The 24878-nt window shown below is 48.2% G+C and carries 23 protein-coding genes and 1 other RNA gene; 12 read left to right on the forward strand and 12 right to left on the reverse strand.

All coding sequences use genetic code 11. The features are described from left to right. Positions 1-9: 9 nt before the first annotated feature. The 5 genes from Q320_RS0108715 to fliW form a co-directional block, all read right to left on the reverse strand. Positions 10-471 (reverse strand): hypothetical protein, encoded by a 462-nt coding sequence (locus Q320_RS0108715; protein WP_027468684.1) that lies wholly within the window; start codon positions 469-471, stop codon positions 10-12. A gap of 89 nt (positions 472-560) precedes the next feature. Then, on the reverse strand, positions 561-3128 hold the full coding sequence (gene mutS / locus Q320_RS0108720; protein WP_245590988.1) for a DNA mismatch repair protein MutS: 2568 nt from the start codon (positions 3126-3128) through the stop codon (positions 561-563). A gap of 52 nt (positions 3129-3180) precedes the next feature. Continuing rightward, positions 3181-4596 (reverse strand): tRNA lysidine(34) synthetase TilS, encoded by a 1416-nt coding sequence (tilS, locus tag Q320_RS19150; RefSeq protein ID WP_051534606.1) that lies wholly within the window; start codon positions 4594-4596, stop codon positions 3181-3183. Beyond that, on the reverse strand, positions 4565-5533 hold the full coding sequence (locus Q320_RS0108730; RefSeq protein ID WP_027468686.1) for an acetyl-CoA carboxylase carboxyltransferase subunit alpha: 969 nt from the start codon (positions 5531-5533) through the stop codon (positions 4565-4567). The genes tilS and Q320_RS0108730 overlap by 32 nt, the downstream gene beginning before the upstream one ends. A 302-nt stretch (positions 5534-5835) precedes the next feature. Further along, complete coding sequence (fliW, locus tag Q320_RS0108735) at positions 5836-6252, reverse strand: flagellar assembly protein FliW (RefSeq protein ID WP_169734443.1); 417 nt, start codon at positions 6250-6252, stop codon at positions 5836-5838. Positions 6253-6466: 214 nt separating this feature from the next. On the opposite strand from fliW, the gene flgM reads away from it, so the two are divergent. Both flgM and flgN read left to right on the forward strand, forming a co-directional pair. Next, positions 6467-6754, forward strand: a complete 288-nt coding sequence (flgM, locus tag Q320_RS0108740) for a flagellar biosynthesis anti-sigma factor FlgM (protein ID WP_027468688.1) — start codon at positions 6467-6469, stop codon at positions 6752-6754. Next, on the forward strand, positions 6754-7224 hold the full coding sequence (gene flgN, locus Q320_RS0108745) for a flagellar export chaperone FlgN (RefSeq protein WP_027468689.1): 471 nt from the start codon (positions 6754-6756) through the stop codon (positions 7222-7224). Before flgM ends, flgN begins: the two co-directional genes overlap by 1 nt. A 224-nt stretch (positions 7225-7448) precedes the next feature. On the opposite strand, the gene Q320_RS0108750 is transcribed toward flgN, so the two are convergent. Beyond that, positions 7449-8348, reverse strand: coding sequence for a LysR family transcriptional regulator (locus Q320_RS0108750; protein ID WP_027468690.1), 900 nt, complete (start codon positions 8346-8348; stop codon positions 7449-7451). A 111-nt stretch (positions 8349-8459) separates the two neighbouring features. Between Q320_RS0108750 and Q320_RS0108755 the strand changes: the two genes are divergently transcribed. Beyond that, positions 8460-9218 (forward strand): SDR family NAD(P)-dependent oxidoreductase, encoded by a 759-nt coding sequence (locus Q320_RS0108755; protein WP_027468691.1) that lies wholly within the window; start codon positions 8460-8462, stop codon positions 9216-9218. A gap of 205 nt (positions 9219-9423) precedes the next feature. Here the strand turns inward: Q320_RS0108755 and ssrA are convergent. From ssrA to Q320_RS0108780, 6 genes are all read right to left on the reverse strand, one after another. Then, positions 9424-9787: a transfer-messenger RNA gene (ssrA, locus tag Q320_RS21280) on the reverse strand. 33 nt (positions 9788-9820) lie between these two features. Then, positions 9821-10492: an HAD family hydrolase gene (locus Q320_RS0108760; RefSeq protein ID WP_035853244.1), complete on the reverse strand. Its 672-nt coding sequence runs from the start codon at positions 10490-10492 to the stop codon at positions 9821-9823. After that, a complete protein-coding gene (ubiG, locus tag Q320_RS0108765; protein ID WP_373277213.1) occupies positions 10492-11217 on the reverse strand; it encodes a bifunctional 2-polyprenyl-6-hydroxyphenol methylase/3-demethylubiquinol 3-O-methyltransferase UbiG in 726 nt (241 codons plus the stop codon). The genes Q320_RS0108760 and ubiG overlap by 1 nt, the downstream gene beginning before the upstream one ends. Positions 11218-11479: 262 nt before the next feature. Then, positions 11480-11683 (reverse strand): hypothetical protein, encoded by a 204-nt coding sequence (locus Q320_RS0108770; RefSeq protein WP_027468694.1) that lies wholly within the window; start codon positions 11681-11683, stop codon positions 11480-11482. Between the two features lie 218 nt (positions 11684-11901). After that, the gene (locus tag Q320_RS0108775; protein WP_027468695.1) at positions 11902-12411 is read right to left on the reverse strand and encodes a DUF7931 domain-containing protein; all 510 of its coding nucleotides are present in this window, start codon (positions 12409-12411) and stop codon (positions 11902-11904) included. Continuing rightward, positions 12380-13498, reverse strand: coding sequence for a cupin domain-containing protein (locus Q320_RS0108780; RefSeq protein ID WP_027468696.1), 1119 nt, complete (start codon positions 13496-13498; stop codon positions 12380-12382). The genes Q320_RS0108775 and Q320_RS0108780 overlap by 32 nt, the downstream gene beginning before the upstream one ends. Positions 13499-13555: 57 nt before the next feature. Between Q320_RS0108780 and Q320_RS0108785 the strand changes: the two genes are divergently transcribed. From Q320_RS0108785 to Q320_RS20760, 9 genes are all read left to right on the forward strand, one after another. After that, a complete protein-coding gene (locus Q320_RS0108785; RefSeq protein WP_027468697.1) occupies positions 13556-14023 on the forward strand; it encodes a peroxiredoxin in 468 nt (155 codons plus the stop codon). Between the two features lie 5 nt (positions 14024-14028). Further along, complete coding sequence (locus Q320_RS0108790) at positions 14029-14508, forward strand: FKBP-type peptidyl-prolyl cis-trans isomerase (RefSeq protein WP_027468698.1); 480 nt, start codon at positions 14029-14031, stop codon at positions 14506-14508. Positions 14509-15017: 509 nt separating this feature from the next. Then, positions 15018-17870 (forward strand): ribonucleoside-diphosphate reductase subunit alpha, encoded by a 2853-nt coding sequence (locus Q320_RS0108800; RefSeq protein ID WP_051534610.1) that lies wholly within the window; start codon positions 15018-15020, stop codon positions 17868-17870. 101 nt (positions 17871-17971) lie between these two features. Then, positions 17972-18265 carry a WYL domain-containing protein gene (locus tag Q320_RS0108805; protein ID WP_027468701.1) on the forward strand — a complete coding sequence of 98 codons (294 nt, stop codon included), beginning with the start codon at positions 17972-17974 and terminating at the stop codon, positions 18263-18265. Between the two features lie 820 nt (positions 18266-19085). Continuing rightward, positions 19086-20111 (forward strand): adenosine deaminase, encoded by a 1026-nt coding sequence (locus Q320_RS0108810; protein WP_027468702.1) that lies wholly within the window; start codon positions 19086-19088, stop codon positions 20109-20111. 5 nt (positions 20112-20116) lie between these two features. Further along, a complete protein-coding gene (locus Q320_RS0108815; protein WP_027468703.1) occupies positions 20117-20692 on the forward strand; it encodes a hypothetical protein in 576 nt (191 codons plus the stop codon). A 17-nt stretch (positions 20693-20709) separates the two neighbouring features. Continuing rightward, on the forward strand, positions 20710-21342 hold the full coding sequence (locus Q320_RS0108820; RefSeq protein WP_027468704.1) for a hypothetical protein: 633 nt from the start codon (positions 20710-20712) through the stop codon (positions 21340-21342). Between the two features lie 12 nt (positions 21343-21354). Then, on the forward strand, positions 21355-22479 hold the full coding sequence (locus Q320_RS0108825) for a ribonucleotide-diphosphate reductase subunit beta (protein WP_027468705.1): 1125 nt from the start codon (positions 21355-21357) through the stop codon (positions 22477-22479). A gap of 67 nt (positions 22480-22546) precedes the next feature. Then, positions 22547-24421, forward strand: coding sequence for an ATP-binding protein (locus tag Q320_RS20760; protein ID WP_051534609.1), 1875 nt, complete (start codon positions 22547-22549; stop codon positions 24419-24421). Positions 24422-24878: the final 457 nt, after the last annotated feature.

The raw sequence follows: 24878 nt of genomic DNA on the forward strand, positions 1-24878 counted from the left end.
AGTATTAGTTTAATGCGACGGCTTGTTTTGCAAAGTAAAGAAAGCAATCCCACCCAAGCTGGTCAAACCAAAGTTAAATACTTGCTTAGACATATCGTCGTTATCAGGGCCAAGCTCGAGTTTTCTTTGGATTTCAAATAAAACTTCGAGCTCTTTAAACCATTTGAGTAGCCGCGTGTTTTCATTCAAATACGCTTCAATTGCGACTTTATTGGGATGATCGCCAACCACTTGAATTTTGCCTTCTGGCGCGCTTTGCAATTGGAAAGCGGGTGGTACGGTGATTTTGGTGTGCACTAGCAAGTGGCTAGCAAGGTCTTCACCAAAGCGGCGTACTTCGTTGGTGGCGCTATTTTTTAGATCGGATAACTGAATGCCAGTCGTTTCGTTTGGATTGTTGCTTAGCCGCGCGACATCCAGTAGCGCAGTACCCAGTTGGTCTCTTTGCGGTTGGGTGGTATCAGTAGCCACAGTGTTTTCCTTTTAGCTTTGAATATTTTGATCATCTTAATTTAGACGTTTTTCAGCCATTTGCAGCGTGAAAGTTCACATTTTTTGATTTAGATGAGTTCTTGCAATCGGTAGATCAGCTGTAGTGCATCGCGTGGGCTTAGCTCATCGAGATTGACGGCTTGTAGTGCTTCGACGATCGGATGCGTTTCAAGTTCAATTTTACTCGCATAATTATTAGCAGCAAACAGATCCGCTTGTGGGCCATTTGTTAGACTGTTTTGTTCTAAATCCAGAAGTTTGCGTTTGGCTAATCGAACCACATCGCGCGGCACGCCCGCTAAGCTAGCCACGGCAATTCCATAGCTTTGCGAAGCGGGGCCATCCTGTACCGCATGCAAAAACACAATCCGGTCTTTGTGTTCGACGGCGTCTAAATGCACGTTAGCCACTTGCGGGTAATCTTGCGCCAAGCGAGTCAGCTCAAAATAATGCGTTGCAAACAGCGTGTAGCTGCGATTTTTCTCGATTAGTGAACGTGCAATCGACCATGCAAGTGCTAGGCCGTCAAATGTCGACGTGCCACGGCCCACTTCATCCATCAGCACCAAGCTGAATTCATTGGCGTTATTCAAAATATTGGCGGTTTCGGTCATTTCCACCATAAACGTTGAGCGGCCACCGGCCAAATCATCGCTAGCGCCAATTCGCGTGAAAATGCGATCAATACGGCCAATTTGTGCGCTTTGAGCTGGTACATAGCTACCGATATGGGCGAGCAGCACAATCAATGCGACTTGCCGCATATAGGTTGATTTACCGCCCATATTCGGGCCGGTAATCAGCAGCAATTTGCGCGCCAGATTAAATTCAGCACTATTGGCGATAAAGTCGTCGATTTGTTCTTCAACCACCGGATGACGACCGGCTTCTATATTGAGCACCGCCTCAGCGCAAAACTTCGGCGCGGTGTAACCGGCAATATGCGCGCGTTGCGCCAAGCACACCAACACATCGAGCGTGGCGACGGCTTGTCCGGCAAGGCGCAATGTCGCTAACGCCGGTTGCAATGTGTCAAGTAGTGTTTCGTAGAGTTGCTTTTCGAGTGCCAGCGCACGCTCGTTAGCAGATAGCGCTTTTTCTTCAAACGTTTTTAGCTCGGGCGTGATGTAACGCTCGGCATTTTTCATCGTTTGCCGACGACGATAATCATCCGGTACTTGGCCTAGGTATGAGTTGGTAATCTCAATAAAGAAGCCAGCTACACGGTTATACTCCACCCGCAACGTACTAATCCCAGTGCGTTCTCGCTCGCGTTGCTCGAGCGCCGTCAGAAAATCGCCGCAATTGCTTTGGATATTGCGTAGCTCATCGAGATCGGCTGAGAAACCATCGGCAATGACGCCGCCTTCACGGATCAATACGCCAGGCTCGGCCTGAATTGCCACTTGTAGCAGCGCGGCAATCGCCGGATCGGCTTGCAGCGCATTGGCTAATCCAGCAAATAAGCCTTCATTGGGTAACTGCGTCGCCAGTTGCGGCAAAATCAGCAAGCTGGCGCGCAAGCTCGCTAAATCGCGTGGCCGCGCGCTACGTAATGCAATCCGCGACACGATGCGCTCGATGTCAGCGATTTCGCGCAGATTTTGGTAAAGCGTTTCGCCCAATGCTTGTTCCAGCAGCGTGCTGATTGCATTTTGCCGTTCGAGGATTTTGTGATGATTACGTAGCGGATGATGCAGCCAATGCGCCAGTAAGCGTGAACCCATGCCGGTAGCGCAGTGATCAAGTAGTGAAAACAGTGTCGGCGCAGCTTTACCGCGAATCGTTTCTGTTAGCTCCAAATTGCGCCGTGTTGCAGCATCGAGCTCAATGTATTGCGTTGTGCTTTCAACGCGTAATCCGGCCAAGGAGGGTAGTGCGCCGCCTTGCGTGCTGCGCACGTATTCAAGCAAAGCGCCCGCTGCGCCCAGCGCCAGCATTGCATCGTCGACGCCAAAACCTGCCAAATCATGCACGGAGAAATGTCGGCTGAGATTGCGTTTAGCGCTGTCGTTTTCAAATTGCCACGTCGAAATCCGGCGTACTGGAATACGGAGTTGATCGAGTAGCGCGAGTTCTGTGCCTTCAGGCACCAAAATCTCGGCCGGGCGCAGGCGTTCGAGTTCTGAGGCTATCTTTTCGACTTCGGAATCCATGAGCGCGAAATCACCCGACGCGAGTGATAGCCACGCCATGCCGAGTTTGCCTTTGACAAAGCGCAGCGCCAGCAGGCGATTTTCTTGCTTGTCGTCGAGCAGCGCCGCATCGGTCAAAGTGCCGGGGGTGACGACGCGCATCACTTTGCGTTCGACCGGTCCTTTGCTGGTGGCTGGATCGCCAATTTGTTCGCAAATCGCAATCGATTCGCCCAGCTTGACCAGTTTGGCGAGGTAGGGTTCGAGCGAGTGAAACGGAATGCCGCACATTTTAATCGGCTCGCCCGCGCTGCTGCCGCGCGTGGTCAGCGTGATATCGAGCAGGCGCGCGGCTTTGATTGCGTCCTCATAAAACAGCTCGTAAAAATCGCCCATGCGATAAAACACCAATTTATCTTGGTGATCGGCTTTTAGGCCGAAGTACTGCGCCATCATTGGCGTATGCGTTGGGATCGCTGCGTCTTTACTGGTTTTAGCCATGCTCAATTCCGTATTCTTTAGGTATATCTATCGAGGCTTTATTTAATAATGCTTAGCTGGTAATACCCTTGTTGGGGTGTGCTGGAGTCCAAATCGGTAGCCAGCCGATCTGACCTTCCGTCGCTTGAAATGGCGCATGCACGCCAAGCCCTGGCATCGCGGCCAATTGTTGTTGGATATAAATCAGCGGCGTGGTCTCGCGTAACCACGGCGCGATGCCTTGTGCTTGGCATTGGGCTTTCAGCGAGCGGGTGGGGCGATTAGTGGCGAGTTTTAAACTTTCACCGCCAGAGCGGCCAGCAATTCGATAGCCTGTGCTTAAAAATTCTTCGGCGATACCATTCTCGTCTTGCACCCAAGTCAGATTGCCAAACCAATCAGCGATCTGCGGTGCATCGCTCAATTGCCGCTCCAGTTCTGGACCGGCTAACAGGCTGGCGCGAGTGATGTGCAGCGCGCCGCGGTAGCGACGAATCGCCGCGTTGCGCCAAACTAGCGCAGGGCAAGCATCTTCGACGGCAGCAAAAGCCACGCGCAATAATTCAGCAAAAGCACGTAATTCTAAAGTCACGCCGTGCGTATCTAGCCAGTAGTGCAGCAGGTTGCGCTGCCGCGCTGGGCTGAGTTGCGCTAGTGCGTCGAGTTGCAGCGCATCGTCTTTGCTGCAAATCAGCAAATCTTCTTGGGCGCGCTCGATTAAGATTGATGCTGCATCGGCTTGATGTATTGCGCTGCGAGCTATAGTGGATATAGCCTTGGGGTTAATACCTTCAAGTAAAGGCACTAGCTCATGGCGGATTTTATTGCGTTTAAAATCGGTATTGCTATTGCTTTCGTCTTCGATCCATTGCAAATCATGCAATTGGGCATAGCGCAATAGCTCGGCGCGTGGCAAATGCAGCAACGGGCGCAGTAGCTCAATGGCTGAATTGTCTGGGCTCAATAAGCGCGACACCGGCATACCCGCCAAACCCGCAGGTCCGCTACCGCGCAGCAGATTAATTAGTAGCGTTTCGCTTTGATCGTTTTGATGATGGGCGAGCAAGATGGTGTCGCAAGCTTGCTGTGCAAAGACGGCGTAACGCGCTTTACGCGCGCCACCTTCGACGCCTTGGCCGTTTAAATTGCGTAGCGAAACCCGCTCAATCGCGCAAGGAATCTGCCATTGCTGGCAAATCTGCTCGGCGTGCATTGCCCACGCATCGGCATTGATTGATAGGCCGTGATGTACATGAATAGCGCTAAGTTCAAACTGAAACTCGGCTTGCTGTTGTGATAGCCAGTGCAAAAGCACTGTGGAATCCAGCCCGCCAGAAAACCCCACGCACAAGCGGAGTGGATTTGCAGGCTGCGATTGAAAACGGAGGCCGTGGCCTCCGTGGTGTGCAGCGAGGAGGGCGTGGGCTTGCTGCCATCCTTCGCGATCTAATGTCGCATCAAGCGACAGCTTCTTCTTTAAATTTGCCATATTCCATTAATCGCTCAAAGCGATCATCAAGGAGTTGATCAATCGATTTGGCTTGCAGGTTTTTTAGGCCGTCGGCGATCGATTTTTTCATTGCCGCCATCATTTGCTGGTAATCACGATGCGCGCCGCCAACAGGCTCGCTCACCACTTTATCCACGAGACCCAAGGTTTTAAGGCGCGTTGCGGTAATGCCCATCGCTTCGGCGGCATCTGATGCACGATCCGCTGATTTCCACAAAATCGATGCGCAACCTGCTGGTGAAATCACCGAGTACGTCGAATATTGCAACATTTGTACAATATCACCGACCGCAATCGCTAGTGCGCCGCCTGAACCACCTTCACCAATAATGGTGCAAATGGTTGGAACGCGTAATTTAGCCATTTCAAACAGATTGCGGCCAATCGCCTCGGATTGCCCACGCTCTTCAGCGCCAATGCCGGGATAAGCGCCTGGCGTGTCGACAAAGGTAATCACGGGGATATTGAATTTTTCGGCCAATTTCATCAGGCGCAGCGCTTTGCGGTAGCCTTCTGGACGCGGCATGCCGAAATTACGGCGGATTTTTTCTTTGGTATCGCGGCCTTTTTGATGACCGATGACCATGACGCTTTGACCATTAAAGCGGGCTAAACCGCCGACAATGGCCAAATCATCAGCAAAAGCGCGGTCGCCATGCAATTCTTGGAAATCAGTAAAAATGGCAGAGATATAATCATAGGTATAAGGGCGTTGCGGATGGCAGGCCACTTGGTAAATCTGCCATGGCGATAGCTTGGCATAGATACTTTTCGTTAGCTCTTGGCTCTTTTTTTCTAAGTGCGAAATTTCAACAGAAATATCTACTGCTGAATCGTCCTGCACATAGCGAAGTTCTTCGATCTTGTTTTCGAGTTCCGCTACGGTTTGCTCGAAGTCGAGGAAGGTCGTTTTCATGCTCCAATACTCCAAAAGCGCCACAGAAAAATAGCGCACGCGCATATGCTAGCCAGTATGGCTAGCGCGAAAATGGCGCAATCATACAGCAAGCCTAGCCTCACTCCAAGATACCTGTGAGCCTTTGCTGCCCGACGTTACGGGAAACGTGGAGGCTGTTCTATACAGCAAGCCTCGCCTCGCTCTAATCGATATCAGTGAGCGATTGCCGATCAGGTGTGAAAACAAGTGGCGGCTCTTGTAGCAAGCATCGCCACGCTTGAGATATGTGGCGATGATTGCTGGATTCATTGGAGATACTATTAAGTGTTGCGAAATACGATGTCGGCTTTAACATCGAGCTTTTGCAAGCCTTTGCGACTTTGTAGATTGATCACCAGCGGCGCGCGCGTATTGGCGTTGATCTCTTGGCCTTCTGGCCGAGACAGAATGAGGAAAAGCTGCGCATCTTCGGCGGCCTTTAGTTCAATATACTCGCACTCTTCGTCTGAGAGCGTGAGCTGATAGTTAAGGCCAAGACGCTCGGCTTCGATTAAAGTAAACAAAACATCTTGATCATCGAGCGATTGCAGCCACAACAGTTTAGGGGCACTACTGTCTTCATGCAGTAGTTTGTAGTTTTTGCATTCTTCAAAGCCTGGAATGCCCTGTGGAAAGTGAATAATCGTGTCGGGGTCGACTTCAATTTGACCAAAGCGGCTTTGATAAACTTGCATCATCTGAACTCCAGCAAAAATAGGAATTTGCAGCATAGCGTATTGCCATCCAAAACGCTGCGCTGCTCGATTAAGGTGTTGTTTTGAATGACTGACTTGTATTTAAGTGTTCACTGATAAACAATTGAATTGCTAAAGAATTTCAAACTATTGCCGATAGTTGGCATAATAGGAAAATATTGAATGTGCGCCATTTTTGATGGCATAGGATGCAATCATGAAAATCGATAACTCTGGTAAGGCGCTTGGTGCTGTCACAGCACGCCCACTTGAGGGCCGAGCTGCAGCAAAAGCGGAGCAGGCAACAGAGCAAGACAGCGTGAGCATCAATCCGCTGGCGGCGCAGCTATCCAATGTTGCGGGTAGCGGTAAAAGCGAATCGACGTTTGATGCGGATAAAGTGTCTGCAATCCGTCAGGCGATCGCCGATGGCCGCTTCACCGTTAAACCTGAGGCGATTGCCGATGGTTTGCTCTCTAGCGTTAAAGAGTTGCTTGCTCGTTAATGAATACAAGTCACGCCGCATTACTCGCCAGCGCGATTGATCATGAGCTGCTCGAAGTTGAGCGGCTCGTTGTTTTAATTCAGCGCGAACAAACCGTTTTAGTTTCCCGCCACTTAGATCAAATCTCACCGATTCTCGAGTTGAAATCGCAAGCGCTGCAAGTGCTTGAGTTGGCAACTCGGCAACGTATTAGCGCGGCAGAAGCACTCGACTTACATTCAGCCAATGATATTGGTGAGTTTTTCGCATCGGATTTGGCGGCGCTGGCGCAGTGGCAGCAATTGCAATTGCAAGCCAAGTTGGCCGAAGTACTTAATCGCAGCAATGCACAATTGGTGCGGTGCCATGAAGAAGCGAATCATCACTTGATGAGTTTGCTGTCACAACAAAAAAACCAAGAAATGGGCTACAGCGCCGATGGACGTCTGAGCCATCAATCCGGTTTGGGCCGACCATTCGATCGCGCTTGATCGCCTCTGTTTTTTCTTGCTGGCTTCGTGTTACTTTATTTTTCCGCTGTTTTTCAAAAATTTTATTGAGTGTTGGGTATATTAACATGGGCTTTTTAAAACTTAGCCTGCATGCCAATACCCATATAGATCTCCTATGCACATGTTTGATACTCGGCGATTTAAGCCTGATTCTGCCGAATGCCTGATCTCATTTCACGCTTCTCTGTTCAACTTCCTGTTTTCTAAGCCACATAATCCGCGCTAATTTGGCTGAGCCAAGCGATGAACACTTGCACACGCTTAGATAAATGCCGGCGCTGCGCATACAGCAAAGACATTGGCAGTGGCTCGGCGCGGTATTTGGCCAAAACTTCGACCAATTGACCAGTCGCGATTAAATCCCGTACGCCAATTTCTGGCGATTGAATCAAGCCTAATCCCGCTAAACACGCCGCATGATAGGACTCGCTGTGGTTAACGCTGGTGCTGCCCACCATAGCAATGCACTGCGTGTTTTGGCCGTCAAAATATTCCCAGCCAGTGGGTTTCGCGCCGAGTGTGGTTTGGTAGTGGATCAAGCGGTGCTGGCCTAAATCGGCCAAAGTATGCGGTGTGCCGTATTGCGCTAAGTAAGCCGGGCTGGCGCAATTAATTTGCCGCAATTGCCCCAGCGCTTTGGTCATCAACGATGAATCAGGCTGCGCGCCAATGCGAATCACACAATCAAAACCTTCACGCACCAAATCCACTTTGCGATCGGTACTACTCAGTTCTATCTGCAATTGCGGATGCGCGGCCAAAAATTCGGGCAGACGCGGTAGCACCAAACGCGTCGCAATACCGGCTGGCATATCGACGCGCAATCGTCCGGTGAGCGTTGCAGGCGTTTGCTGAAACAAGCTTTGCAATTCATCCATATCCGCCAATACATCTACGCAGCGCTGATAAAACGCCTCGCCATCGGGCGTGATTTGGACTTTGCGTGTCGTGCGGTGCAAGAGCTGTGTACCTAGCCAGCTTTCCAATTGCTGCACCGCTGTTGAAATACTGGCCTTGGGTAAACCCAAGCTGTTCGCTGCTTGTGTAAAACTCGCTAGCTCGGCGACGCGGACAAACACTTGCATGGCTTCGATTTGATTCATTGCGGAACTCATTGTTCGTATTTTTCGAATAGTGTAGCCATTTTATCTATCTTTATCTGCTAATTTATCGGTAATATACTGAGTCATCGCTTCATTCACTCAGGAATAGTCATGACACAAACCATTGCACTCATTACCGGCGCTAGCCGCGGGCTCGGTAAAAACACCGCGCTAAAACTCGCTCAACGCGGCATTGATGTGATTTTCACCTATCACAGCCAAGCCGATGAAGCGGCGGCCTTGGTTGCCGAAATTCAGGCGCTCGGTCGTAAAGCGATTGCTTTGCAGCTTGATGTGGCGCAGAGCGAGCAATTTGCTGCATTTGGCGCGCAAGTTCAGTCTTTACTGCGCACACATTGGCAGCGCGAGCAGTTTGATTTTTTGATTAATAACGCGGGCATTGGTATTAACGCGCCGTTTGCTGAAACCAGCGAAGCTCAGTTTGATCAGTTAATGAATCTGCACGTGAAAGGCGTATTTTTTCTCACGCAAACGTTGTTACCGCTGATTGCTGATCAGGGGCGGATTATCAATATCTCAACGGGTTTAACGCGTTTTGCTTTACCTGGATTTGCCGCCTACGCCGCAATGAAAGGTGCGGTTGAAGTGCTCAGTAAATATCTTGCCAAAGAACTTGGCCCACGTGGGATCACAGTCAATGTGCTGGCTCCCGGCGCGATTGAAACAGATTTTGGCGGCGGCGCGGTGCGGGATAATGAACACATCAATCAATTCATCGCCCAACAAACCGCCCTCGGCCGAGTTGGTGTGCCAGATGATATCGGCGGAGTGATCGCAGCTTTATTGAGTGAAGAAAGCCGTTGGATTAACGGTCAGCGAATCGAAGCTTCGGGTGGGATGTTTTTGTAGGTCGTGAATTGATTGGCTGGATTACCAATAAAAATGAAATTTGTTATCTACAGAGTTTGTTGTCTTTGGCGGGAAATACATTAAATTTCAATGGGTATATGCTCATGGGTATTTATACTTCTTGGTTTGAAACGTATACTTAATAGTTTATTTTTTTTATGGAAATAAAAAAGCCACCTAAAATTTAGGTGGCTTTTTCGTGTCTTGGTGGAGGTGGGGGGATTCGAACCCCCGTCCAGAAGCACTCTACAGTGAGTTCTACATGCTTAGCCTTATCATTTGGGTTTTAACTCCCTTTCACGCCGATGGGCAGGCTTGAGGAGAGCGAGTTACCTTAATTTAACCTTAACTTAAGTAACCCAAGCTAAGGCGATTCCATCTTAATGACTCTACAACTGGTTTCCCAGTCCACCCGATGGACCCTGTGGCGTAGAGCCTAGAGCGTTAAGCTGCTAGGGCGTAAGTTTCGTCGTTTGCGACTATAAGTTTTCAGCTGTTTTTACGGGCATCTGAGACCCCGGCATGCCCCCATCCGCTTTGCAACCCCTGTCGAAACCAAAAGCACCCCCGATCAGTTGTCTTCTGCGAAAGAAGAAAAAGGATTATACCTGTTTGAGGGGTAAATGGGCTAGTAGTTCCAATGGATGCTCGATTTTAATGTCGGCACCCCAGCTGGGTGTGTCGTCCGTGGTGCTGATATAGCCGTAGTTGGCGAGCACGGTTTGCATGCCGACGGCGCGGCCTGCTTCGATGTCGCGCTCGGCGTCGCCCACATACAGGCAATGTTTCGGATCAATGCCCAATTGTGCTGCAGCGTGTAGCATAGGTGCTGGATTGGGCTTGGGTATACCCACAGTATCACCGGATACACAGGTCTGCGGGGCAATAGGGAGGGGGAGTAATTTAACCAGCGGATCAGTAAAGCGCATGGGTTTATTGGTAATAATGCCCCACGCTAGCCCACGAGAATTAATTTGCTCAATCAGCTCGAAAACGCCGTCAAATAAAATCGTTTCGTCACACAGGCCTTGTTCGTAGTGATTCAGAAAACGTTCGCGTAGTGCGCAAAACTCTGGATGGGTGGGATTAATGCCAAAGCCGAGTTCAATCAGTCCGCGCGCGCCGTGGCTGGCGAGCGGGCGAATCGCAGTATAGGGCTGCGGTGCATGGCCTTCTTCGATCAGAAGGCGATTGAGCGCTGCGCCCAAATCCGGCGCGGTGTCGGCGAGTGTGCCATCAAGATCAAATAATACGGCGCGAATATGCGAGTTCATTACAAGGATTTCCGCGTGGCGACGATGTAATTGACATCGGTGTCGTCGCAGAGTTTGTAAATGTCAGTGACTGGATTGTACGTCATACCAGTGAGGGCGACGGTATCCAGCCCCGCGCTGCGTGTCATGCGTGCTAATTCAGACGGTTTGATAAATTTTTTGTAATCGTGCGTACCACGCGGCAGCATATTGAGTACATATTCGGCGCCAACGACGGCGAGTAGATACGATTTTGGATTGCGGTTTAAGGTCGAAAAAAACACCCAGCCGCCCGGTTTGACCAAGCGCGCGCAGGCCGCGACGATGCTGGCGGGGGAGGGAACGTGCTCGAGCATTTCCATGCAGGTGACGATATCAAACGACTCGGGTTGTTGTTCAGCCAACTGTTCGACCGGAATGTTTTGGTAATCGACTGTGAGGCCAGATTCAAATAAATGCAGTTTGGCGACTTTGAGCGATTTTTCAGCTAAGTCAATACCTGTCACGCTTGCGCCACGTTCGGCCAAACCTTCGGCCAAAATACCGCCGCCGCAGCCAACATCGAGAATTTTTTGCCCAGACAAGTTGGTTTTTTCTTGGCCAGCATATTGCTCAATAAAGCCAACGCGGAGTGGATTGATTTCGTGTAGCGGTTTGAACTCGCTGGTTTTATCCCACCATTTATGCGCGAGAGCAGAAAATTTTTCGATTTCGGTTTGGTCAACGTTAACGTGGGTATCGCTCACAACGGTATTCCTTATGGTGCATAGAGGGCTATACATGCCATTGCGATTAAAGTTTGATTCACAGTAAGAGCGGAAATGAATCAATTGAATCGAGTTTGGCGGTCAAAAAAGAGGTGTAAACAGGTGAGTAATCGTAGCACGGTTGGGGCAGGCTTGCAGCTCAATGGCGGCATGGGATAGTTGAAATTGTTTGTGAAATTACTTTATTGCGGACGTAAAAAAACCGACCCTAAGGTCGGTTTTTTCTACAGCTGGAGGCTAATTACTTAGCTTCAACAGCAGAAGCAGCAGAAGCTACTTCAGCAGTAACAGCAGAAGCTGCTTCAGTAACAGCAGAAGCTGCTTCAGTAACAGCAGAAGCAGCTTCAACTACAGCAGAAGCAGCATCAGCAGCAACTTCTTCTTTTTTACCGCAAGCAGACAAAGCAACAGCTAACAAAGCAGCAACGAGTAGAGTTTGTTTCATTTTTAAGACCTTTTAGCTAAAAAGTGAGTGTAAGTTCGAATCAAACCTAAGTCAGCGAAGCTGGCTATGTAATCTGATCCAAATAAATTTCTGAGTTGTTCACACAACCGACAGGACGAATTCTAAGCACTGTGACCGCCCTTGGCTAGTGCTGAGTAGGTGAAAACACGGGGTATTTAGATTGAATCTCGCTACTTCGTGTAACGCCGTGTACATCCTTATAAATAAAGGCGTTGCAGGCTATCGGGTGGACTGGCTTGCTCCCATTGCAAGGCAAAATCATGTTGCAACAAAGCAACTGAACGCGGATTTTCTCCGGATTCACCACGATAACTACTGAAATGATGTCGTTGTAAATAATATTGTCGATCGGCAATGACAAAGCCTTTATCCAAATCTTGATTGGATTCGGTGATTTGGCGGATTTCGATGCGATGGGCGAATTGATCACGTAATCGTAAGAGACGCGGGCAAGAGGTCGCGAGATAGTCGGTGCTGTGCAGTAATATTTTTAGCTGGCCGGGCGATGGGGCGGTAAAAAATGCCCACAAAATATCATGGCAGCTTTTGCTGCCAAGATCGCTTTCAGAAAAATCTTTTTCGCACAAAATCAGTTCGCGCTGCGCCCGCTGTAATGTCGCTTGAAATGCCATTTGATAGCTTTGTTTGCGATCAAATGGCGTAACAATTTGCGGCTCAGGCGCTGGGGGTAAGGTAACCGTATTCATAATAAGTAAATAGCGTCTCTAAAAGGCTTTCGTCATAATCGCCCGCGGCAAGTTGGCGCGTATTGGCGAGTGTTTGTAGTGCCGCTTGTGATTCAGGCTCGCATTCCAATACTTCACCATTCATATAGATACATTCATCGGTGTACAGCATTTGGCTTTTTAGATCGAGAATTACACCATGCCTCGTAACCGCAGCTGCAAAATCATCAAAATCGAGTAATTCATCGGTTTGATCAAAAAATACATGTGCTTTCGGTTCGGAAAAATAGCGGCCAATAAATTCAGTGACGTTTTTCTCATCCCAAGTGACTTTTTGCAGCATTTGGCTGATGCGGCTAACAAATTGCGCGTCGATTTTGGCGGGGGCGTCGGTGACGGTCGCATCAGGATCGGCGTACATGCCTTCTAGGCACAGCTCGTCTTGTAGATACTCTAAGAATTTGGTCGCGATTTCTTGGGTTTTTGGCGCGCGAAAGCCAATCGAGTACGTCATGCCTGGAGTCAGCGCCACGCCGTAGTGGGCGTATTTGGGCGGCAAATACAGCATGTCGCCGTGCTCTAAAACCCATTCTTGTTCGGGATTAAAATCTTTCAGTACGCGAATCGGCGCATCTTCGATAAAACCACTGGCATCATCACTCGAAATTTGCCAACGTTTTTGCCCGCCAACTTGCAATAGAAATACATCATACGAATCGTAATGCGGGCCGACGGTGCCACCGGGTGGCGCGTAGGAAATCATCAGGTCATCAAGTCGTGTGTAAGGCAGAAAGTTAAATCGATAGAGCAAATCAGAAATATGCGGAACCAAGTGGTTCATATTCTGGACCAAAATAGTCCAGTCGGTTTCGCCCAAACGCTTGAGGCGAGAAGGGCTGAAAGGGCCATTTTCCATGCTCCAACGCTGGTTTTTGTATTCAATAAGGCGGGATTCAACGTCGTCGCGGCTGGCTAATTGCGCCAAGCGAGCGTAGTCGATCAGTTCAGGAAAGTCGGTCCACGCTTGGCGAATTAAGAGTGGTTTTTTTTGCCAATAGTCACGTAAAAATTCTTCGGGTGAAATGGCGCCTAATAGTGTTTTACGCATGGCTTATGACTATAACGAAAAAATAAGAAGCTAATTATCGCACCGACTGGAGACTTTATGCTTAATTCTGGCGATCTCGCGCCGCCGTTTACTTTGCCGGATGCGAAGATGGATATGATTCAGCTCACGGATTTTTTGCATCAAAAAATCGTGGTGTTGTATTTTTTCAATGGCGACAAGACGCCGGGCGGCATTTTAGAGGCAATTGAGTTTTCGGACCGCGTTGAAGTATTTGCGAAATATGGCGCTGTTATTCTGGGCGTGAGCGCGGACGACTGTATGGCGCATGAATCATTTTCGGATGAGCATGGTCTAGAGTTCGACTTGCTCTCTGATGTTGAGGGGGAAGTGAGTGCTTTGTATCATGCGCGGCATCAATGGGAAGCTAAGGGCGTGGTAAGATACGGCATAGATCGCTCGACGTTTGTGATTGATCAATCGGGCACCATTCGTCATGCTTTCTACCACGTGACACCAAAAGGGCACGCGGCTGAAATATTAGACCTTGTTAAACAGCTAGGATAAACACGATGCAAATTGCAAAAAATTCCGCAGTAACGATTAACTATGAAATGTACAACGCTGAAGGCGTACAAATCGACAAAACCGAAGAGCCTATTGCTTACCTACACGGCGGATATGACAACATTCTGCCTTTGGTTGAGGAAGCATTGCACGGCAAATCGGTTGGCGACACCGTAGAAGTAACGATGTCTCCTGAAGATGCTTTTGGTGAGTTTGAGCCAGAATTGGTGCGTGACGAAGACAAAGATGTATTCCCACCGGAAGTTGAAATCGGCATGATGTTTGAAGCCGATGATCCTGTTTCTGGCGATGTGATTTTGTTCCGTGTAACTGAAATCAATGATGACAGCGTTACTGTTGATGGCAATCACCCATTTGCGGGCATGACGATTCGCTTCGTGGCTTCAGTGGTTGAAGTACGTGATGCAACAAGCGAAGAATTGTCGCATGGTCACGTACACGGCGCACACGGTCATCATCACTAAGAGCGCGGTTTAAAATTGCTGCGCATCCCGTGATAACGGTTCGGGCTGTACTCGCAATCCTCGTGTACAAAAGTACATTCCGGTTGCTGAGTTCCGGCCTATCCGTTCTGACAGGCGCTCGCTATTTTTAAAACACACTCTAAGATTTGAATGTGAATTGTTGAGTAAAAAAGGGCGACTTGGGTCGCCTTTTTTTTGCGCCTCAATTTTGCTGCAAGTTGGGCGTTTTGCAGTGCTGTTGCAAACTTGCAACTGCCTGTCATTGTATTGCAATGTAGTTCAGCCCGACAAAGCCAAGCTGGCCGTGATGCCGCGTTTTTTTTGTGCCGTCCATCTGCTAACACAGAGCTAGCCTGTTGCACCAGATCCCCTCTTTACACTACTATTTGTGTCAATAGTGATGGAGTAACACAAGATGTAGTGTTTCTTCACAAATAACCCACAAAATTATCCACAAGCTGGCGTGCATCATTAAAAAGATGCTCCGCGAATGCACTACTGGTGAACGAATGACTGATACCACGCTAATATCTAGCATCTCTCATGATGCAACTGCCCACGCGAACTACAAAATTATCCGCCGTAATGGCTCGGTAGTGCCGTTTGAACCGTCGAAAATTTCGGTGGCGCTCACTAAGGCATTTATTGCTGTGCAAGGTAGCCATGCGGCTTCCAGTGCAGCGGTGCGCGATCAAGTGCATTTGCTCACAGATGCTGCGGTATCGGCCTTGATGCGTCGCAAGCCAGAAGGTGGCGCGATCCATATTGAAGACATCCAAGACCAAGTTGAATTGGCTTTGATGCGCTCGGGTGAGCACGATGTGGCGCGTGCCTATGTGCTTTACCGTAGCGAGCGCCAACGTGAACGCGCTGCAGCGCGCCATGAAGGTGAGTCAGAACAGCACGCTATTAATGTCTTATTCGAAGATGGCAGCTCGCGCCCACTCGATTTAGTCAAAGTCAAAGCCTTGATTGCTTCGGCGTGTACTGGCCTTGAGCAATACACCGATCAAGCGTTGATTTTGGCTGAAATGCTGAAAAACGTGTACGACGGTGTTTCTGCGGATGAATTACGCAAATCAGCCGTACTCGCTGCGCGTACTTTCCTCGAAAATGATCCCGCTTATGGTTTGGTGACCGCACGTTTGCTGCTTAACACCATTCGCCGTGAAGTGTTGGGCGAAGAAACTAGCCACGAAGACATGGCCGAGCGCTATGCAACTTACTTCCCGCGCTTTATTAAAAAAGGGATTGAGGCTGAGTTGCTCGACGAGAAACTCGCTCAGTATGATTTAGAGCTATTGGCCGTTGCGTTAGAACATAGCCGCGATTATCAGTTTGGCTATTTGGGCCTGCAAACTTTATACGATCGTTATTTCTTGCACATCGACGAGCAACGCATCGAATTGCCGCAAGTCTTCTTTATGCGCGTGGCGATGGGCTTGGCTCTGAATGAAGTGAACCGCGAAGAACGCGCAATCGAGTTTTACAATGTGTTGTCGAGCTTTGACTTTATGTCTTCGACGCCAACGCTATTTAATTCGGGTACGCGCCACAGCCAAATGTCGAGCTGCTACCTGACGACCGTGCCGGATGATTTGGATGGTATTTTTGAAGCGCTGAAAGAAAATGCGCTGTTGTCGAAATTTGCCGGTGGTTTGGGTAATGACTGGACGCCTGTGCGTTCAATGAATAGCCATATCAAAGGCACCAATGGTAAATCTCAGGGCGTTGTACCGTTCCTGAAAGTGGTGAATGACACTGCAGTTGCTGTGAATCAAGGTGGTAAACGCAAAGGCGCAGTCTGCGCTTACCTTGAAACTTGGCACGCCGATATCGAAGAATTCCTTGAATTGCGTAAAAATACCGGCGATGACCGTCGCCGTACGCACGATATGAATTCAGCGAATTGGATTCCCGATCTGTTTATGAAGCGTGTAATGGACGGTGGTGATTGGACTTTGTTCAGCCCATCTGAAGTGCCAGATTTGCATGATTTGGTCGGTAAGAAATTTGAAGCCGCGTACACAGCTTACGAAGCCAAAGCCGCACGTGGTGAAATGCGCGTGGCTAAAACCATTCCAGCACTGAGCCTATGGCGCAAAATGCTGACGATGCTGTTTGAAACTGGCCATCCGTGGATCACTTTTAAAGACCCGTGCAATATCCGTAGCCCGCAACAACACGTTGGCGTCGTGCATTCATCGAACTTGTGCACTGAAATCACGCTCAATACCAATGAAGAAGAAATCGCCGTGTGTAATCTCGGCTCGATTAACTTGTTCAACCATTTGAAAAATGGCCAGCTCGACGCTGAAAAACTGTCACGCACGGTGAAAGTGGCGATGCGTATGCTCGATAACGTGATCGACATCAATTTTTACCCAGTTCGCAAAGCGCGCACGTCGAACTTGAAACATCGTCCGGTTGGTTTGGGCATTATGGGTTTCCAAAATTGCTTGCACGAACTCGGCGTTCCGTATGCCTCGGATGCTGCGGTTGAATTTGCTGATGTCTCAATGGAAACCGTGGCGTATCACGCGTATTGGGCATCGACTGAATTAGCGCAAGAGCGCGGTATTTATGCCACGTACAAAGGCAGCTTGTGGGATCGTGGCATCTTGCCGCAAGACTCACTGCGCTTGCTCGAAGAAGAGCGCGGCGGCTACCTCGAAGTGGATCGCAGCTCGCGTTTGGATTGGACGATGTTGCGTGATCGCATCGCCGCCTACGGTATGCGTAACTCAAATTGCTTGGCGATTGCGCCAACGGCGACGATTTCAAACATCGTGGGCGTGGATGCGTGTATCGAGCCGACTTACCAAAACTTGTTTGTGAAATCGAACTTGTCAGGCGAGTTTACCGTCATCAACGAACACCTCGTTCGCGATTTGAAAGCGCGCGGTCTGTGGGATGAAGTAATGGTGTCGGATTTGAAATACTTCGACGGTTCAGTGGCGCAAATCGATCGTATTCCACAAGATTTGCGTGATTTATACGCCACTGCGTTTGAGATGGACCCGAAATGGTTGGTTGAAGCGGCAAGCCGTCGTCAGAAATGGATCGACCAAGCGCAATCGCTCAATATCTATATGGCCGGTGCATCGGGCAAGAAATTGGACGAACTCTACAAACACGCTTGGTTGCGCGGCCTGAAAACCACCTACTACCTCCGTACTTTGGCGGCAACTGCGGCTGAGAAATCAACCGGTCGTGGTGGTGAGTTGAATTCTGTACCAGTGGATGGCGGTTACGCGCAAGCGCAAGCGGCGATTGCCACTGCGGCAGCGGTGGATAACACGCCAGCGACGGATGCGAAGTTTTGCTCGATTGATAATCCAGATTGCGAGGCGTGCCAGTAGACCAATAAATCTATGTCATTTGACTCGGGGCTAAAGCTTATTAGATAGCTGCTTTTCTGATGTGTTTGTAATGTTGTTGTGGATTTTAAAGGAGATTTAAAGTGAACCTTTTGATTGAGCAAGCAATACATGAAAAGAAAGTGATTGAATTTAATTACGGTGGGCGGTTACGAGTAGTGGAGCCTCATGTGTTTGGTGTCCTTGATGGTCAGAACCAAATACTGGGTTATCAAATAGGTGGCCAAAGTAGTCAGGGGAATATTCCAGATTGGCGACGTTTTGATTTGAATAAAATGACAGGTATGAAGTTGACTGAAACGTTTTTTCCTGGGGTTCGTCCTTGTCCATCTGGAAGGCATAGTAATTGGGATCGTACTTTCGCCTTAGTGAAATAACTGAAGGTTTTGTTTTGGATGGTTTTATGTAGGGATGTAGTGCCTGCGGCACCCGTGTTTGGGTGTCGCATCCGCGACGGGGACTTCTTTCTTTGCGTCGCCAAAGAAAGAAGCAAAGAAAGGCGACCCCCGCCTGCGGCCCTCCGGGCTTCCCTCGGTCGGTCGTGAGCCAAACGATAAAGCTGTTTGTCTCTCTCCACTCTCTCGGCGATGGGCGACAGGGGTTTTTAAGCCCCAGCCCAACGAGCGTGGCATAGCATTTGTGTATATTTGTATGTTTACATTTTTTGAAATGCTCTCTGATTGATATATGGATGTATTTGCTTGTAGGGCTTTGTTAATAAGGCTTGGATGGCAATACATCTATTTTTGTTGCTATCGTTGGGCTGCGCGAGATCCCTTGTGTCAAGCCGAACGAGGAACAAGCGGGGCGGGTTTTTTGCGATCAATGTTTGAGAGAGGCCGATGCTTTTGCTGTTGAGGCCGAACGAGTTTTGAGCGCAACCGCCTCGATTGTCCGCAGCGAGGGCATCCGACGAAGTCGGACGCAGATGCAGGGCGGCCTTCTTTTGCTTACTTTTCTTGGCCGTTCAAGAAAAGTAAGTGCCGCGCGGCATTAGCGCCTGCAATGGCAAGAAAAGCATGACTCATTAAAAATGAAGTAATTTATATAGTATGGGTATTTGAATGTAGGCATTATTTAATAATGCCTACATCAATATACCCATTGCATCGCTCTGCGGTGCCGATATTTAAGCCCATTGAAAACAGTGCGTTTAAATATCGGTGATCCCGAAAATCTGAATTAAAAGGAATGATTGTGAACCAACACCCACTCGACCAATTGATTGCCCGTCTGCCTAAAACCGAACTGCACCTGCACATCGAAGGTTCGCTAGAGCCGGAAATGATGTTTGCACTGGCGGCGCGCAATGGCGTGGCGCTGCCGTATGCCGATGTGGATGCGGTGCGTGCGGCGTATCAGTTTGATAGCCTGCAATCATTTTTAGATTTGTATTACGCCGGTGCATCGGTGCTGATCACTGAGCAAGATTTTTACGATCTAACTTGGGCCTACTTGCTGCGCGCCAAAGCCGACCATATCGTTCATACCGAGATTTTTTACGATCCGCAAACGCATACCGCGCGTGGCATTGATTTTGCGGTGCCGCTGGCCGGCATTCATCGCGCTCTGGCCGATGGGCATCAGCAACTGGGTATTAGCAGCAAGCTGATTATGTGTTTCTTGCGTCATTTATCCGAAGAAGACGGTTTTGCGACGCTAGAGCAAGCTATGCCCTACTTGGCGCAAATTGATGGTGTGGGTTTGGATTCAAGTGAGTTCGGCCATCCGCCAAGCAAGTTTGAACGCCTATTTACGCGCTGCGCTGAATTGGGTCTGCCCGCCGTTGCGCACGCCGGTGAAGAAGGCCCTGCGGCGTATATCTGGGAAGCATTGGATTTACTCAAATCCAAACGTATCGATCACGGCGTGCGCTGTACCGAAGATCCAGTTTTGGTGCAGCGTTTAGCGGCGGAACGCATCCCGCTCACCGTGTGCCCACTGTCGAATTTGAAGCTGTGTGTGGTCAAAGATTTACGCGAACACAATCTGCGGGAATTACTTAACGCTGGTCTGTGCGCGATGGTCAATTCAGACGATCCGGCGTACTTTGGAGGATATCTCAACACCAATCTACTCGCCTGCCGCGCCGCGCTGGATCTAACGCAAGACGAAATCGTCCAGCTGATTTTGAATAGTTTTGAAGCCAGTTGGCTGAGTAGCGAGCAAAAAGCGCATTGGCAAACACAGGTTCGCCAAATCGCCGGTGAATTTCGGAGTTAATCCAAATGCTAAAAAAATTAGCTTTATTTTTAACGATGATGGCCGTGTTAACGGGCTGCGCGAACTTACGTCCCCCCGTTGAAAATGGCCGCCTCACCCCAGCGCCCGGTCAAGGTTTGGCGATTATTGCCTTAACCGCGCAATCGTTTAGCGATGAGACTGCCGATTTGGCGCTGCATATTGCGGGCGCAGCAGGCACTTCAACATCGCAGATGCGCCTTGCGACCGATTTTATTCGTGCGCCAGGTAGTACCCACAATTCAACGGGTCGTTTGCTGGTGCTGCCGCTGCCTGCGGGTCATTACATGATGACCAATGCGACTGGATCGTGGCGACGCGATAGCAGTAATGGATTTTTTATGCGGCAGTTTATCAACGTGAATATTCAGCAACCGTTCTCAATTGCCGCTGGTGAAGTGGTGTATCTGGGGCAAGTGCATGTGAATATGAACTTTCGCCCTGATGTGACGTTTAGCCAAAACACCGAACGAGATTTTTTTGATTTACAGGCCCGCAGTGGCGTCACCGATTTGAGTAATATCGTCATTCGGCCGCTCAATGCAGCCGCTACAGTGCAATAAAGGAAAAGGAATTAAAGATGTGGAAAAGCCTTGTGCTTGTAATGAGCTTTGTATTATCAGCTTGCGCCAGCATGCCAGTCCCAGTGGAAAATGGCCGTCTTACCCCGCCACCGGGCCACGGTATCGCCATTATTGCGCTGACCGCGCAGTCGTTTAACAATCAGTCCGCCGATTTAGCCTTGCACATCGATGGCCCCGCCGGCAGAACGACAGAGCAAATCAACCTTGGCACTGATTTGATTCGCGCGCCAAGCAATCCTGATTATCTAAAAGATAGACGATTGACGTTCTCGTTTAGACCCTTAGGCATTCAAATTGGCAATAGCCAGATTGCAAGAGGCCGAGTTTTGGTGCTGTCTTTGCCTGCCGGTCAGCATACGGTTACGAATGCCACAGGCTCGTGGCTACGAGACGGCGTCCAGTCTTCTAGTCGTGAAATGGTGAGTCTGGAGATTCAGCAGCCTTTCACGCTCGCCGCTGGCGAAGTGGTTTATCTCGGCCAAGTGCATGTGAATATGAGTTTTCGCTCGGACGTACAATTTAGCGTAAATCCCGAACGCGACTTTTTTGATTTAGAAGCCCGCCGTGGCGTCACTGATTTTAGCAATATCGTTATTCGGCCGCTCAATGCAGCTGCCACAGCTCAATAAAAAGGAAAGATCATGCTTAGTTTTGATGAAGAACTTCTCTCTCGCCCAGCTGCGCCCGCGCCTAGCGCCGTGCTCCCAACATTCACCAGCGCTGCGCCTGCAACACCTGCCGCCGCGCCTGTAAAACGCATCAGCGCCGACGACAAACGCGTGATTAATGGTACGACCGATGTGAATCAGCTCGTGCCGTTCAAACACAAATGGGCTTGGGAAAAATACCTCGCGCAGTGCGCTAATCACTGGATGCCGCAAGAAGTGAATATGCAGCGCGACATCGAGCAATGGAAAACTGGCCAGCTCACTGAAGACGAAATGCGTCTGGTGAAGCGCAATCTGGGCTTTTTCGTGACTGCGGACAGTTTGGCTGCCAACAACATCGTGCTCGGCACCTATCGCCAAATCACCTCGCCAGAATGCCGCCAATTCTTGCTGCGCCAAGCGTTTGACGAAGCGATTCACACGCACGCGTATCAATATATTGTTGAATCTTTGGGTTTGGACGAAGGCGAAGTATTCAACGCCTACAACGAAGTGGCATCGATCAAGAATAAAGACGATTTCTTGATGCCATTTATCGACGTGCTGACCAACCCAGCCTTCAAAACCGGCACGCTCGAAACCGACCAGCAATTGCTGCGCTCTATCATCGTATTTGCTTGCATTATGGAAGGCCTGTTCTTCTACGTTGGCTTCGTGCAAATCTTGGCACTCGGCCGTCAAAACAAAATGACCGGCGCCGCCGAGCAATATCAATACATCCTGCGCGATGAATCAATGCATTGCAATTTTGGTATTGATTTGATCAACACGATCAAAATGGAAAATCCAGAGTTGTGGACGGAAAGCTTTAAAGCCGAATTGGTGGGCTTGTTCCAACACGCGGTTGAGCTGGAGTACGCCTATGCGGAGGACACCATGCCACGCGGTGTATTGGGCCTGAATGCGGCGCAATTCAAAGAATACCTCCGCTTCATCGCCAATCGCCGTATGCAGCAAATTGGTTTGAATGAATTATTCCCGGGCGTCACCAATCCATTCCCGTGGATGAGTGAAATGATTGATTTGAAGAAAGAGAAAAATTTCTTTGAAACTCGGGTTACTGAGTATCAAACGGGTGGGGCGTTGAGCTGGGATTAATCAAAAATGCGACAATTGTCGCATTTTTATTTTGCACAATTATTAATGCTTTCGAGAGTATATTTTTATGAATCCACAAATTGAATTTAAGCATGTTCTAGGTGAACTCTCTGTAAATAGAAATGATCCGTGCGAAGTCGTACGAGAGTTAATATCAAATTCGTATGATGCAAAAGCTAAGAGTATAATTTATGCCCCGCTGAAAGAAGAATCTGGATTTTTATTTTTTGATGATGGTACTGGTTTAAGCACTAAAGAACTAACCAACGGAATCACTCCTTATGAAGCTTTTTTCTCTATCGGTAAGTCAACTAAGAAAAAGGGAGAGTCGATTGGTTATAAATGTCAGGGTTCAAAACTTTGTTTTGCATGCAATCGAATTTTAGTAATAACTCGTAGTGAATGTGATAGTCAATGGCTGTTTAAGGTTGTAGAAAATCCTAGGCAAAATTTATCTATTAACTATGACATTTCTCCTGAAAACACTGATAGCCCATGGGTTGAGTTGGCATCTTTTTTGTCAACGCTATCTGCAAAAACACAAAATACGCTTGATTTTTTTGATGAGAGTTTTTTTCAGAGTAGATTTCAATCAGGTACTTTGATTGTAATCCAAGAACTTGATACAGAAAATTTTGAAAAACATTTCCTATTTGAGGATGACTTTATTAGTTCATATTTAAGTAACTATGTTAGGTTTTATACTCGTCATGGTGATGTTAGAGTTATTACGAAAGAGCAAGGTTTTTCACCAAATCATGTTTTACAAGTGGCCAAGCCGATTGAAACAGCGGAGCTTGCATTTATTGTTAATGGTCAAGAAATGAGAATTCAGGGCGGATTTCCATACCTTGCTGCTTCAAGTTCGGATACAGAGGTCAAATCGCCATCGCAGATTTCGCGGTTACGTGATGGTAGATTTATGGCCCGCTCAGCTAAAACTTTTAATGTATCAGGCAGTAAGTTTTCAATAGTAGCAACAGTTGATGGCAATCGGCGTGCACATGAAGAGTATACGACACTTGATAGAAAAGGAACCGCACGTTCAGGTGTTAGACTGGTTGATCAACGAGGTTTTTTTGTTGCAGTAAATGGTATTAAAATTTGCCGCTTCATGGACATATTTTATAACACGGAACTTTCTGATTATTCTGTATTGGCCGATGGTGAAAGCCCTGGTCATTTTTCTATTATTGTTAATGGTGATTTTGATTTGGTTACCAATAGAAACTCACTAAGTAGAAAGGCATTCGATATTTTAAGTAGCCCTGCATTTTTGAGTGAAATTAGAAAGTTTTTTGATGACTTTAAAAGAAATAGCGCAGTATTCTCTGAGTTGATTTCTAGATTAAAAAAAGAAAGTACAGAAAATAAATTAAATGAACAAATATCTATTTTGGATGCGTCTAAAAAGGCTATTAAGCTGCGTGAACGATTTAGAATCTCCAGTAGTGAAAGTAATGAGTTGTACTTATCTCCTCAGCCAGGCGAAGAGTACTTAGTTGGGGTTTTGTATGCAAAGCTTGCGACTATCGTACCTAGTGGTAGTCCTTTTTCTGAGTTCTGGAAGAAAGTGTTAACTTTCTCTACACAAGGAATCGATAGCGTTGGAATGAGAGACAAATCTTCTACTAGTCCGTTAGTGGAGAGTAATTTGATTTCAATTGAGTACAAATATAATTTTACAGATTCGGGTCCATTTAATCATGCATTAGCTATTGTTGATTATATTGTTGCATGGACAGTTAACTTGCCAGATTCTTGTAAAATTAAAGATGAGTATACTTGTTTTGGCGAAGTAAATAAAATATCGGAAGGTGTTTGGAATATTTCAAACATTGAAAATGAAGGTGGAGGTTGTTATGATGATCGTCTGGTCGTAGTGATTTCGTTAAAGCAGTTGATAGAAAGTACATTTAATGCTCGATTTAGTACTCCATAGTTTATTGTTATGTAACTCGTAAGGAGTAAATTCCGTAGGGTTCCAATAAGCGCGGGGCATTACACCGAATTAAATAACCGCTATAAATTAGCGGTTATTTTTATGCGCTATCCTCTGCAATTGTAACTTGAAACTTCAATTTTCTAACCAGCATGGTCGCGCTAATGCCGCGCGGCACTTTGTATCTTGTTCAATGTGATGCTTAGCTAGTATCACATGAGGTGAAGTGAGCTTGAGCGGCACTTTAAGGCACAGACCTTGCAAGGTAGATTGAACCCTTCACCTTACTCCTTTCGCCAGTCAAGACACTGAACGGTAGCCAAGGGCTTTGACCCTGCATGTACAAGGCAAATGGGCGAATTGGGCATTTTAAAGGAGATTCTCATCATGTTTTACCTCGGTATTGATGTGGCTAAATCCAAACTCGATTGCTATTTATTACTCGACGAAACAGGCA

The organism is Deefgea rivuli DSM 18356 (assembly GCF_000620145.1).
Taxonomy (GTDB): Bacteria; Pseudomonadota; Gammaproteobacteria; order Burkholderiales; family Chitinibacteraceae; genus Deefgea; species Deefgea rivuli.